Raw genomic sequence first — 13,377 nt, forward strand, 5'->3', positions numbered from 1 at the left:
GGGCGATGGACGGACTCGTAACGACCGAATGGCTGGCAGGCGCGCTGGGCGCGGACGACCTGCTGGTGCTCGACGCAACCTATACTTCGACCCTGCCCGGCGCCGCGAAGCAGGATCCGCGCGCGGAATTCGTCGCCGGGCATATCCCCGGGGCCTGGTTCCTCGATCTCGACACGCTGGTCGATGTCGAGGATCCCCTGCCCTCGATGCTGCCGCCCCGCGCGGTGTTCGAGGCACGGATGGTCGAGCTTGGCGTGACGCCGGGCAGCCGGATCACCCTCTACGACAACAGCCCGCACCACACTTCGTGCCGCGCCTGGTGGGTGCTGCGGATGCACGGCGTCGAGGCGGCGATCCTCGACGGCGGCATCGCCAAGTGGAAAGCCGAAGGGCGCCCGCTGGAGACCGGCGTCGTCGAGGCGACGCCCGGCAGCTTCACAGCGGGGCCGGCCAAGGCCAAGGTCCGCACTCTCGCCGAGATGAAGGCGACATCGGAGCAGATCGTCGACGCCCGTTCGCTCGCCCGCTTCACCGGCGAGGAGCCCGATCCCCGCCCCGATTGCGGTTCGGGCCATATCCCGGGATCGAAGAGCCTCACCTATGGCAAGCTGTTCAATCCCGACCGGACCTGGAAGCCGTTCGATGCGATCCGTGCCGAGTTCGATGCCGCCGGGATAGACCTGACCAAGCCACTGGTCGCGACCTGCGGATCGGGAATCACCGCCGCCGTGCTCGTCTTCGCGGCGCATCTTCTGGGACATGAAGTGGCATTGTACGACGGCAGCTGGTCTGAATGGGGCGCTGACCCCGCCACCCCCAAGGCGATGGGCCCGGCATGAGCGACGAGAAGGACGCCACCAGGGTCGTATCCGCCGGCCGCCGGCCCGAATGGACCCAGGGCATCGTCAACACGCCCGTCTGGCGCGCCTCGACCATCCTCTATGATTCGGTGGCCGAACTGCGCGAGCGCGGCGCGGCCGACACGCATCACAAGCTGTTCTACGGCCGCCGCGGCACGCCGACCCAATGGTCGCTTGCCGACGCACTGACCGAGCTCGAACCGGGTGCTGAAGCGACCCTCCTTTATCCTTCGGGCGTGGCCGCCGTTGCCTCTGCGCTGCTCGCGGTGCTCTCGCCCGGCGACGAGCTGCTGCTGGTCGACAGCGCCTATGATCCGACGCGCAATCTTGCCGCGGGCATGCTCAAGCGCTTCGGTATCGCCACCACCTTCTACGATCCGATGATCGGCGCAGGCATCGCCGATCTCTGCACCGATCGCACCAAGGCAATCTTCATGGAGAGCCCGGGCAGCCTGACCTTCGAGGTCCAGGATGTCCCCGCGATCGTCGCTGTCGCCAAGGCGCGCGGCATCACCACCTTGATCGACAATACCTGGGCGACGCCGTTGCTGCTGCCGGTGATCGGCATGGGCGTCGATTATTCGATCCTCGCCTGCACCAAATATGTCGTCGGCCATTCGGACGTCATGCTGGGATCGGTGACCGCCGCTCAGGGCCAATATGAGCGGCTGCGCGCCGCGACCTACCAGCTCGGCCAATATGCCAGCCCCGACGACGCCTGGCTCGGATCGCGCGGGCTGCGCACCATGGCGGTGCGGCTCAGGCAGCATGGCGAGGCCGCGCTCAAGATCGCCGAATGGCTCCAGACCCGCCCCGAAGTAGCGCGCGTGCTCCACCCGGCCCTTCCCGATTGCCCCGGCCACGAGATCTTCGCGCGCGACTTCAAGGGCGCGTCGGGCCTCTTCTCCTTCGTGCTGGACGGCGGCAGCGAGACGGCGCGCGCCGCGCTGATCGACGGCCTGAAGCATTTCGGCATCGGCTTCAGTTGGGGCGGCTTTGAGAGCCTGGCACTGCCAGTCGATCCGCAGCGCCATCGCAGCGCCACCAGATGGCAGGCCGAGGGCCCGGTGGTCCGCCTCCAGATCGGGCTTGAGGATCCGGACGACCTGATCGCCGATCTCGAGGCCGGCTTGGCCCGTTTCGCGGGCGCGCGCGGCTGATGGAACGGCTGGGCGCCTGGCTGGCGGGACACAACCTGCCCGGGGCGCCCGAACTGACAGAGGCCGCGGTCGCGCTGGGCCTAGTGATTGCGGCGCTGACGCTTGGTTGGCTGGCGGGGCGCTATCCCGGCACCCGACTGGCGCGGTTCTGGACCGCACACCTCCACGGTCATGTCGAGGGCATCCATCTTCGGCTGTGCAGGATCATGCGGCATGGAACCGCCACGATACTAATCGCGATCATCGCTGCGGCCTGGCCATGGCAGCCGCTGGCGGCGCTCGGCATCGGCTTCGCCGAGGCTTCGGCGGCGGCGCTGCTGAGCATCGAGGTCTTGCGCGGGTTGAACCTGCCGCGCTGGGCCGCCTGGACCTTCGCCGCACTGGTCTTCGCCGCGATCCTCTCCCACGCGATCGGCGGGTTCGCGATGGCGCAGGAGACTCTCGACCGCGTGGGCGTCCAGATCGGCCAGCGGCGTTTCACGCTCCTGTCGGCGCTCACTTTCGCGATCACCGTGCTGCTGCTCTTCGCCGGGGTGCGGCTGGTCAACCGCGTGCTCGCGCAATGGGTCCTCTCGGCGCACGAATTCGATCCCACCCAGAAATTGCTCTTCCAGAAGCTGGCGGGCATCGCTGCGGTGGTGGTCGCTTTCTTCATCGGCGTCGACCTGCTCGAGATCGACCTCACCGCCTTCACCGTCTTCTCGGGCGCCTTTGGCTTGGCGGTGGGCTTCGGCATGCAGAAGACGATCGGCAATCTGATCGCCGGAATCATCCTGCTGATGGATCGCTCAATCAAGCCTGGGGACGTGATCGTGGTCGGCGACAGCTTCGGCTGGGTGAACAAGATCGGCGTGCGCGCCGTCTCGGTCGTCACCCGTGACGGCAAGGAGCATCTGATTCCCAACGAGAATCTGATGACGCAGGAAGTGGAGAACTGGTCCTACACCGATCGCAACGTCCGCGTGCGCATCCCGGTCACCGTCTCCTATAGCTGCGACCTCAAGCTCGCGCAGGAACTGATGCTCCGTGCCGCCGCCGAGAGCCCGCGCGTGCTCGACAGTCCCAAGTCCAACGTCTGGCTGATGGCGTTCGGCGAAAACGGCGTCGAGCACGAGATTCTCGCCTGGATCAACGACCCCGAAAGCGGCGTCGGCAATGTGCGAAGCGACGTGCTCAACCGGCTCTGGTGCCTGTTCAAGGAGAACGGCATCACCGTGCCCCTGCCCCAGCGCGAGGTGCGGATGCTGGACTCCGGACACGCCCCGACCTGAAAATCCGCGGCAGGTACTCCCCGCGGCCCGGATATCGCCCTACATTCCCCGCGTGCCTTCCCCCGTAACCGCCCATATCGCCGACGGCGTCGCATCGATCCCCGCCGCGGACTGGGATGCCTGTGCCGGCGCCGGCAATCCGTTCGTCAGCCACGCCTTTCTCTCGATCCTCGAGCGGTCGGGATCGGCGGGCGTGCGCGCCGGGTGGCAGCCTTTGCCGATCGTGATCGACGGCGCGGACGGCAGGCCCGCGGCGATCGCGCCGGCCTATGCCAAGACGCACAGCCAGGGCGAATATGTCTTCGATCATGGTTGGGCCGATGCCTGGGAGCAGGCGGGCGGCCAATATTATCCGAAGATCCAGGTTGCGGTGCCGTTCACGCCGGTACCTGGGCCGCGGCTGCTGCTGCGCGACCCGGCGCTCGCGCCCGCGCTGATCGGCGCGATCGAAGCGGTGACCGACCAGAACCGGCTCTCTTCCGCCCATGTCACCTTCCTCGACGAGGACCAGCTCGGTTGGTTCGAGGCGGCGGGCTGGCTGGTGCGCGCCGGCACCCAGTTCCACTGGCAGAATCATGGCTATGCGAGCTTCGAGGATTTCCTGAGCGCGCTCGCCAGCCGCAAGCGCAAGGCGATCCGCAAGGAGCGTGCCCAGGCGCTGGACAGGCTCACCGTCCGCCACCTAACCGGCCCTGAGATTACCGAGGCGCATTGGGACGCCTTCTGGGCCTTCTACCAGGACACCGGCAGCCGCAAATGGGGCCAGCCATATCTGACCCGCGAATTCTTCTCGCTGCTCGGCGAAGAGATGGGCGACGCGGTGCTGCTGATCTTCGCCGAACGCGACGGGGTGGCCGTAGCGGGCGCGCTCAACCTGATCGGCGCCGACGCGCTGTACGGGCGCTATTGGGGCTGCGTCGAGGAAGTGCCCTTCCTCCATTTCGAGCTCTGCTATTATCAGGCGATCGACGCCGCGATCGCGCGCGGGCTCGCGCGGGTCGAAGCCGGCGCGCAGGGTGAGCACAAGCTGGCGCGCGGTTACGCGCCCGTCACCACCTGGTCGGCGCACTATCTCCCGGATCCGGGCTTCCGCCGCGCGGTGGCCGATTTCCTCGCGCGCGAGCGGTTGTCGGTCGAGCAGGAGCAGGAGTATCTGGGCGAGATGATGCCCTTCAAGCGCGCGTGCTGATCCTCCCTTCCCTTCCAGGGAGGGGGGCAGTCTCAACTCACTCCGTATTCCCCAGTACCTCGCCCTTTTCCGCGGCCTCGCGGAGCACCTGCGCCTCGGGCTTGGGGACCGGCAGGTCGCCCGGATGAAGCGGCGGCCCGGCCACGCTGTGGTCGATGCGGAACAGCGCGCTGGTGCCGTCGCGCCACACCGGGATCAGCCCCTGCTCGAAACGCGGATCATAGGCCGGCGGGCGGATCAGCCAGACATAGTCGAACGCATCGCGCGGGAAGATCGCCAAGCTGCGCGCGATCGGACGCCACCATTCGCGCGGGCACTGGATATCGGTGACGATCTCCGACGGATCATGCGCGAAGGGCCGAGCGGCGCGATAGCGCACGGTGAGCAGCTGGCCGCCAGGCATCGACCATTGATCGTTGGTGTAGGAGAGCTTGCGCTCGAGCGCGAGCGCCGGAACGTGCTGGAGGCGCGTCATTCGCCATTCGTTGTAGCAGGTCTCGCCGACGAAGCTCACCAGCCGCGATCCTTCAGGCAAGTGATCGAGCGCCTTCAGCTCGCGATCATAGGATTGGTCGTAGAGAAAGAAGCTGTAGGTGGTCGCGCCAATCCGGACGAGGAAGAAGGTCATGCCGAGCACTGCGACGGTGGCGGCGCCGCGGATCGACATGCCGGGCTTGGGCCGAATCGCAATGATCGCGATCGCCAGCAGGAAGGGCACTAGCCGCATGTCCGCATAGGCCGACCCGAACACGACGCGCGGCAGCATGACATAGACGAGCGCGAGCAGGATCGCCGAGAGCGCCAGGTTGCGCGAATATTGGATGTTGGGGTCGCGTACCGCCTTGAGCATTAGCAGGAACAGCACGCCGATGCTGGCAATGTCGAACAGCTGCCAGCGGTCGCGGAACACCTGGGTGATCCACATCATCTTGGCGCGCCAGTTGAACCAGTCGAACGTCTGGCCGCTGACATGCCCGCCGCTGCGCCACATCAGCATCAGCAGCGCCGGCGGCGCGAGCACCAGACACTGAATGCCGGCATGGAACCAGGGCAACAGCCAGGTGTGGACGAAATCCTCACGCCAATGCACGCCGGGGCGGCGGCGCAGGTCGTGCTGGCGGATCAGCTCGGCCGAGAAGGCGAGCACGCCGAGCACGCCCCAACCGAAGGTATGGGTGATCCAGATCAGCACCGAGATCGGCAGGAACACCAGCGATCGGAACTGCAGCTTGCCCAGCCGCGCGAGCCGAAGCCACCAGCCGAAAGCGAGCAGCGCCAGCGCCATCGACAGCGCGAAATTGACGAAGCCGAAATGGAACGGGAAGGCATAGGCAAGCGGCAGCGCGAACAGGGCGCTCGCCGGGATGCGGCCATGCACCTCGCGCGAGATCCACAGCAGCCCCGCGACCGTCATCGCGGGGATCGTGATCACGATCAGCTTTACCGCGAGTTCGAGCCCGAAGAGCTTCTCGAGCGGAATGATCAGAAGATCGACGCCGAGATTGCCCATCAGCGCCCAGTTGAAATCATACCATTCGTGGAGGTGCGGCACCTGGTCGTAGACCAATTGGACGCGGTACCGCCCCATATGCCCCGGCAAGTCGACGAGCGGCGGAATGTCCGGCCAGAGCAAGGGCACGATCGCAATCAGGGTGGCGATGGCGACAAACCATCGTGTCTGCCACCAATGTAGAGCTTCGCCCCGTTCCATCCGCGCTTCTAGGCATGTGGGCAGCGTGGCTGCAAGCGGCTAGCGAAGCTTCCAGACAAGGACCGGCGAGCCATGGACGGCGACGGGTTCAAGCCATTGGAATCGCTCACCGCGTTCGAGCCGTGCCCAGAAGCCGTTAGGAGCCGACTCGCGGTAGAGCTCAGGTTCGTTGAGGCCCGGGCACACCACGACATATTGCGCGCCGTGCGCCGCGATCAGCTTGTGCGCCTCCTCGGGCGTGCCGGTAAAGGCAGCGATCACGTCGTGCATCGCGGCCATGTTGCGGTGATGACCGCTGGCGATGGCGCGCTGATGCGTCGCGACGATGATGTCGGGCGCGATGTCGATCGGGGCGAAGAGCAAAGCCGGCGGCAACTGATCGACGGCGCGCGCCTGGGTGCCGTCGGCGCAGGCGGGACGGCCCTGGGCGGCATAGCGTTCCTGCGCGGCGCGCATCGCCTGGGTCTGGGGAAAGCCGAGCAGCGCGACAGCTGCGAGGCCGGGCGAGGCGATCAGTAGCGCGGCGGCGGTGGCGGCGGTGCGCGGCAGGACCGAGCGAATCGCACGCGCGCGCGTCAGCATCGCGCTCAACGCCCAGGCGACGCCCGGCACGGCGATGGCGTTGGCGGTCGCGCCCGCGCGCATCACCAGCGCGGCAATCAGCGTCGCGGGGATCAGGGCGGCGAGATAGAGGGTCCAGCGGACGCGCGCCTCGGTGGTGCAGCGGCCGAGCGCGAGCACGGCGCCGGCGATCCCGATGATCGGAAGGCCCACGGTCATGACCGCCCAACTCGGATATTGCTGCCAGACCGGCAGCCCCTCCGAAACCTTCTCGTACCAAAGCGACCTGGTCAGCGGATCGAGCCGGGCGAAGGGCCCGGCGACGCATTCGGGCGCCTGGAACAGCAGCCAGCCGATTGCCGCGGCACCGGCAATTGCGAGCACACCGATCCGAACGGGAAGCGGCGCGCGGCCCGCAAAGGTAGCGAGCGTGGTGCCCAACGCGGCGACGCCGAGCGATGCGATCCAGTCTGGCGTCAGCGCATCGCACAGCGGCGCGACATAGCCTGGGCCGCGCGTGGCGAGCTGGAGCAGCAGCGCCGCGCCGAACAGGCTCCAGACCATGGCGATCAGCGACGCGCGCCGCGCCGGATCGAACGCCCAGGCGAGCGCGGCGATGCCGCACAGGGTGGCGGCGATCGGCAGGCCTTCGAGCGAGATGGTGATCAGCGCTGCGAGCGACAGCCCGATCAGCATGCCAGCGCGGATCGTCGGCTTACCAGCGAGCAGCAGCAGCGCCGCGAGCGCGAGGACGACCTGCCAGCCGTGATGATCCACCCTGAGCGGCCGGGTCTGGTAGAGGATCGGTACCGACAGCGGCACGATCAGCACCGCCATCCGGGCGATGTCCGATCCGGCCAGTCGCCGCGTCAGATGCGCCGCGAGCGCGAGGATCGCGAGCAGGGTGACAAGCGGTACGACAATCAGCGCGGCCTGCTCGGCGCCGGCCTGGCCCAGCAAAGGCCGCGTGGCGAGGATCACCGCGGCGATCGGCAGGTCGACGAGTCGCGACCAGTGCATCGCACCCGCGGCGAGCCGATGCTGGCTGACATCCCACCAGCTCTGCCCGGCAAGCCAGTCGCGCACCTGCATCAGGCGCATGGGATCGTCGGGATCGGGAAATTTCAGGCGCGCCAAGTCGCCCCAGCTCGCCGCGACCAACACGACGCAAGCGAGTGTCCAGGCGATCGCGATCGCTGGCCAGAGGCTGGCGGACCGGTTCACGCCGCGCGCAGGCGGCCCGGCACCTGGCGTTCGGATGCGAGCGCCGCCTGTTCGCCCTCGGTGCCGCTCTCATGATATTCGGCGTCCTCATTGACGTTCCACACGTCATAGACACGCTCGCCCGCCTCGATATTCCGGACGGTGAGCATCGCCGTCATCATCGCATGATCCTGGTTGTTGTAGCGATGCATGCCGTTGCGGCCGACCAGGTGGAGCGTCGGATAACGCGCCTCCAATTCGCGGCGCAGCACGTCGACATTGTCGCGATAGCTCCCGTCATAGACCGGATACGCCTTTTCCTGGCGCACCACCGCGCCGCCGACGACCTGTTCGGCGCTGCACAGGCCGAGCATTGCCAGTTCGCGCGTGGCGAGCGCGATCAGCTCGTCATCGGCCATGCTCCACAGGCCGTCGCCCTCGAAGCAGAAATATTCGAGGCCGACGCAAGCGATCGATTCGTCGGGCACCATCTCGGGCGACCAGCTGCGGAAATTCTGCACGCGGCCGACCTTCACGCCCTGTTCGTGGATGTAGATCCAGTTATCGGGAAACAGGTCCTCCGAACGGATCATCAGCGCCACCGTCAGGAAGTCGCGATAGTGAAGGTCCATCGCTGCCGGGATGCTCGCGGGCATCGGCTGGACGCGGCTCGCGAGCTCGCGCATCGGCGCGGACGAGATGACGTGTGCGGCGTTGACGGTGACGATCTCGCCGTCGCCGCGCGTCGCCTGGACGTTCCAGCGGCCGGTCGCCTCGTCGAAGCGCATCGCCTTCAGCGCGTGATCCATCAGCACAATATTGCCGCCCTCGACCATCCGGTCGCGCGCGGCTTCCCACATCATGCCGGGGCCCTTGCGCGGATAGCGGAAGGTCTCGAGCAGTGTCTTGGTCTCCATGCCGTCATTGGGCTTCTTGTTGAGTCCCAGCGAGCGCTTGAGCCCGTCGATCACGGCCTTGCCCAGGCTCAGCCCCTTGATGCGCTGCGCTGCCCAGTCGGCCGACATCTCGTCGCACGGCATGCCCCACACCTTCTCGGTATAGGTCTTGAAGAAGATCGAATAGAGCTTGTGGCCGAACTGGTTGACCACCCAGTCCTCGAAGCTCTTCACCTCTTTCCTGGGAAAGGCCTTCGCTTTGGCATAGCTCAGCATGCACAAGGTCGAGGTGAAGATGCCGAGGTTCATTAACGCCTCGAACGCGCGCAGCGGATAGCTGTAGAATTTGCCGCCATAGAAGATGCGGCTCATCCGCGGGCGCTCGATGAAATCGTTGGGCAGGATCTCGTTCCAGAGATCGACCACTTCCTTCGACTTGGAGAAGAAGCGGTGGCCCCCGATGTCGAAGCGGAAGCCCTCATGCTCGACGGTGCGGCTGATGCCGCCGACATAGACCGGATCCTTCTCGAGGATCGTCACCGAATACCCTGCCTTGGTCAGCAGATAGCCGGCGGTCAGGCCAGCCGGGCCGGCGCCGATGATCGCGACGTCGACGGCATTCTTGGGTGCGGGCATTCCGGTGCTTCCCCCGTGGAGCGTTGTGCCTCGGGGAATGCGGCCTGAAGGGCTAAGGTCTGGTTAACAGGCGGCTAAATGCGGCTGGTCCGGCTATTCCGCCGCGCGAACCTCGGGCTCCTCGGCCACGTTCTCGGGCAACGCCCACAGCATGTCGCCCTTGCCCAGCGCGCGCCCGTCATGTGAGCGCACCGTGACCGGCGCGATCGGCCGGTGATCGCGCGCGTCGACCAGGATCGGCATCGCCGGCACGCCGGTCTCCCAACGCTCCCCCCATTGGCGGAGCGCCACCATCGTCGGCAGCAGCGCATAGCCCTTGTCGGTCAGGCGATATTCGATCTTGCGGCGGTCGTCGGCGCAGGGCTGGCGGACTAGGATGCCATGCCCCACCAGCCGCGCCAGGCGGTTGGCCAGGATGTTGCGCGCGATGCCGAGTTCGGACTGGAATTCCTCGAAATGGTGCAGGCCATTGAACGAGCCGCGCAGGATCAGGAACGACCAGCGTTCCCCCATCGCCTCCAGCGCCGCCGGCAGACTGCAATCTCGCGCCAGTTCGCGCAGCGACTCTCTGATCGCACCACCCATAAGCAATCACCTTACGGCAAAATCCGCGCCAGCGGAACGGGATAAAATATTGCAACGCAACACTAGTTTCTGCTTGCAACTTACCTCTATGTCAATTAGGTAGTGATTCGCAACTAGATTGCACGATAAACTTCCCCAGGAGGAACTGTCATGAGCCGTTTCTTTGCTGTCGCGGCAGTCGCCGCGGCCACGCTGGCGCTCACTCCCGCAGCCGGCATCGCCCAATCCCGCGGCTATTACTCCGCCACCCCCGCGACCGCGCCTGAAAAGGCCAGCCTGGTCACGCGCTCGACCATCTGGAAGTGCGGCAGCGGTGTCTGCACCGCGAGCAAGGCGAATGCCCGTGACGGCATCGTCTGCGAGCTGGTCGCCCGCGAAGTCGGCACGCTCACCGCATTCCGTGCCAACGGCGCCGATTTCGATGCCGATGCGCTTGCGAAGTGCAACGCCAAGGCGCGCTGATCCGAACAGGATCGGGGCTGCCTCCGAGCGACAACTGAAAGCGCCGTCGGCCTCTCCCGGGCCGGCGGCGCTTTTGCATTCGTGCCACACCGGGCTCCCTTCTGGAGTCTGCGCCCACTAAAACGTTGCAATGCAGCGTCGCAGCGCCCCATTTAGGAGACGTGCTGCGTCAATATGAACTTGTGGACCGGGTCCTGTCATACGACCCCGATGCCGATGAAGCGTTGCTCAACCGCGCTTACGTGTTTTCGGTCAACGCGCACGGCACCCAGAAGCGCGCCTCGGGCGATCCCTATTTCAGCCACCCGATCGAAGTCGCGGGCATCCTGACCGATCTCCACCTCGACGCCGAGACGATCGCCACGGCGATCCTGCACGACACGATCGAGGACACCGTCGCCACCCCCGAGGACATCCACCGTCTGTTCGGCGAGAATGTCGCGCGCATGGTCGACGGCGTCACCAAGCTGTCCAAGATCGAGGCGCAGACCGAGAGCGAGCGCGCCGCCGAGAATCTCCGCAAATTCCTGCTCGCCATGTCCGACGACATCCGCGTGCTGCTGGTCAAGCTTGCCGACCGGCTGCACAATATGCGCACGCTCCACTTCATCAAGAACGAGGAGAAGCGCCGCCGCATCGCCCGCGAGACGATGGACATCTATGCTCCGCTCGCCGAGCGGATCGGCATGTACGAGTTCATGAAGGAGATGCAGACGCTCGCCTTCAAGGAGCTCGAGCCCGAAGCCTATGAATCGATCACCCGCCGACTCGATGCGCTCAAGATCGAGGGCGAGGACCGCATCGCCAAGATCGCCTCGGGCCTGAAGCTGCTGCTCGGCCGCAACGGCATCGAGGCCGAGGTCAGCGGGCGCGAGAAGCATCCCTATTCGATCTGGAAGAAGATGTCCGAGCGGCATGTGTCGCTCGAACAGCTTTCGGACGTGATGGCCTTTCGCGCGATCGTGAAGAGCGAGGAGGAATGCTACCGCACGCTCGGCGTGATCCATCGCCGCTGGCCGATGGTCCCCGGCCGCTTCAAGGATTACATCTCGACACCCAAGCGCAACGGCTATCGCTCGCTGCACACCTCGATCATCCACGCCGAGAACATGCGCGTCGAGATCCAGATCCGCACCGACGACATGCATGCCCAGGCCGAGTTCGGCCTCGCCGCGCACTGGGCGTACAAGCAGGACGCGGTGCGCCCCGATACCCAGGTGAGCTGGATCCGCGACCTGATCGAGATCCTCGACCATGCCGAGAGCCCCGAGGAGCTGCTCGAGCACACCCGTATGGCGATGTACCAGGACCGGATCTTCGCCTTCACCCCCAAGGGCGAGCTGATCCAGCTTCCCAAGGGCGCGACCCCGGTCGATTTCGCCTATGCGGTGCACTCCAACCTGGGCGATCAGGCGGTGGGCGCCAAGGTCAATGGCCGCGTCGTGCCGCTGCGCACCGAGATCGAGCAGGGCGACCAGGTCTCGATCCTCCGCTCCAAGGCGCAGGAGCCCCAGGCCAACTGGCTCAACTTCGCGATCACCGGCAAGGCACGCGCCGCGATCCGCCGCCATATCCGCCACAAGGAGCGCGACGAGACCGTCCGGCTCGGCCGCAAGCTCTATGACGAGATCGTCCAGCGGCTGCCCACCCCCGCGGGGTCGGAGGCGCTGGGCGACGCGCTCAAGCGCCTCAAACTGCCCGACGAGGAGGCGCTGATGGAGGCGATCGCGCGGCGCAAGCTGACCGACGCGCAGGTGCTGGAGGCGGTGATGCCCGGCTCCACCGACGGCGAGGATCATGCGATGCCGACGCAGAGCGCGGCGATCGATATCAAGGGCCTAACCCCCGGCGTCGCCTTCCATTTGTCCGAGGATTGCCGACCGGTCCCGGGCGACCGCATCGTCGGGCTCAGGCGACCCGGCCAGCCGATCGAGGTCCATGCGATCGACTGCGTCAACCTGGCCGATACCGACGACGAGGATTGGGTCGACTTGACCTGGGGCGACAAGGCCGAGGGCGGCACCGCGCGGATCAACGTCACGCTCAAGAACGAGCCCGGCGCGCTCGGCGCGATCGCCACCTTGATCGGCCAGCACAAGGCCAACATCCTCGGCATGCGGATGGATAACCGCGACACCACTTTCCACACCAACACGATCGACCTCGAAGTCCGCAACGCGGCGCATTTGATGCGGCTGCTGGCGGCGCTCAGGGCGGCGGATGCGGTTAGCTCGGCGGAGCGGGCCTAGGGCTTGGATGCACGCGCCAGACGGAATCGGCCGGAAACGAACCGGCTGCTTTCGTTCAAGCCGTGCGTGATCGCGTTGAATTTTGCCGGCAGGAAAAATTCCGCCGCCCCTGTCGAATCGGCCGAAGCCCGTTCGTCGTAAGAGCAGGAAGCCATAACGGGCTCCGATCGAAGAGGAGATGAAAATGCGTGTGATGGTGTTGGTCAAGGCGACGCAAGACAGCGAAGAAGGCATCATGCCTTCGGCCGAGCTGTTCGAGGCGATGGGCAAATATAATGAGGAGCTGATCAAGGCCGGCATCCTGCAGCTGGGCGATGGCTTGAAGCCCTCCTCGAACGGCAAGCGCGTCGCCTTCGACGGCCCGAACCGCGCGGTGATCGACGGCCCGTTCGCCGAGACCCGCGAGCTCGTCGCCGGCTTCTGGATCTGGGAAGTCAAGGACATGGACGAGGCGGTCGCCTGGGTGAAGCGCTGCCCCAACCCGATGTTCGGGCCGAGCGAGATCGAGATCCGCCCGTTCTACGAGATGGCGGACTTCGCCCATCTGTTGACGCCCGAGGCCGAGGCGATCAGCGACCGGGTGCGCGCCGGGCT

The 13,377-nt window shown here is 66.2% G+C and carries 10 protein-coding genes and 1 pseudogene; 7 read left to right on the top strand and 4 right to left on the bottom strand.

Going from position 1 to position 13,377, the window contains the following annotated elements:
• Positions 1-5 precede the first annotated feature (5 nt).
• From IAG41_RS17615 to IAG41_RS17630, 4 genes are read left to right on the top strand one after another with little or no spacing between them, the layout of a single operon-like run.
• Entirely contained in the window at positions 6-839 is an 834-nt protein-coding gene (locus IAG41_RS17615) for a sulfurtransferase (protein WP_187729957.1), read from the top strand.
• Positions 836-2,020, top strand: a complete 1,185-nt coding sequence (gene metC, locus IAG41_RS17620; protein WP_187729958.1) for a cystathionine beta-lyase — start codon at positions 836-838, stop codon at positions 2,018-2,020. Before IAG41_RS17615 ends, metC begins: the two co-directional genes overlap by 4 nt.
• Positions 2,020-3,291, top strand: a complete 1,272-nt coding sequence (locus IAG41_RS17625; RefSeq protein WP_187729959.1) for a mechanosensitive ion channel family protein — start codon at positions 2,020-2,022, stop codon at positions 3,289-3,291. Before metC ends, IAG41_RS17625 begins: the two co-directional genes overlap by 1 nt.
• A 52-nt stretch (positions 3,292-3,343) precedes the next feature.
• Positions 3,344-4,480, top strand: coding sequence for a GNAT family N-acetyltransferase (locus IAG41_RS17630; RefSeq protein ID WP_316251183.1), 1,137 nt, complete (start codon positions 3,344-3,346; stop codon positions 4,478-4,480).
• Positions 4,481-4,517: 37 nt separating this feature from the next.
• Here the strand turns inward: IAG41_RS17630 and IAG41_RS17635 are convergent, their stop codons facing one another.
• The 4 genes from IAG41_RS17635 to IAG41_RS17650 form a co-directional block, all read right to left on the bottom strand.
• Positions 4,518-6,191: a hypothetical protein gene (locus IAG41_RS17635; RefSeq protein ID WP_187729961.1), complete on the bottom strand. Its 1,674-nt coding sequence runs from the start codon at positions 6,189-6,191 to the stop codon at positions 4,518-4,520.
• A gap of 39 nt (positions 6,192-6,230) precedes the next feature.
• Positions 6,231-7,976, bottom strand: coding sequence for a hypothetical protein (locus IAG41_RS17640; protein ID WP_187729962.1), 1,746 nt, complete (start codon positions 7,974-7,976; stop codon positions 6,231-6,233).
• Positions 7,973-9,487, bottom strand: coding sequence for an NAD(P)/FAD-dependent oxidoreductase (locus IAG41_RS17645; RefSeq protein ID WP_187729963.1), 1,515 nt, complete (start codon positions 9,485-9,487; stop codon positions 7,973-7,975). The genes IAG41_RS17640 and IAG41_RS17645 overlap by 4 nt, the downstream gene beginning before the upstream one ends.
• A 93-nt stretch (positions 9,488-9,580) precedes the next feature.
• A complete protein-coding gene (locus IAG41_RS17650; RefSeq protein ID WP_187729964.1) occupies positions 9,581-10,072 on the bottom strand; it encodes a winged helix-turn-helix transcriptional regulator in 492 nt (163 codons plus the stop codon).
• Between the two features lie 150 nt (positions 10,073-10,222).
• Here IAG41_RS17650 and IAG41_RS17655 point away from each other — a divergent pair, with 150 nt between their 5' ends.
• The 3 genes and pseudogenes from IAG41_RS17655 to IAG41_RS17665 form a co-directional block, all read left to right on the top strand.
• Positions 10,223-10,534 carry a CC_3452 family protein gene (locus tag IAG41_RS17655; protein WP_187729965.1) on the top strand — a complete coding sequence of 104 codons (312 nt, stop codon included), beginning with the start codon at positions 10,223-10,225 and terminating at the stop codon, positions 10,532-10,534.
• 161 nt (positions 10,535-10,695) lie between these two features.
• Positions 10,696-12,783 (top strand): RelA/SpoT family protein, encoded by a 2,088-nt coding sequence (locus IAG41_RS17660; RefSeq protein ID WP_187729966.1) that lies wholly within the window; start codon positions 10,696-10,698, stop codon positions 12,781-12,783.
• 184 nt (positions 12,784-12,967) lie between these two features.
• Positions 12,968-13,315 (top strand): annotated as a pseudogene (locus IAG41_RS17665) (YciI family protein); the annotation flags it as partial.
• Positions 13,316-13,377 lie beyond the last annotated feature (62 nt).

Source organism: Sphingomonas sp. JC676 (genome assembly GCF_014489075.1).
In the GTDB taxonomy this organism is placed as follows: Bacteria; Pseudomonadota; Alphaproteobacteria; order Sphingomonadales; family Sphingomonadaceae; genus Sphingomonas.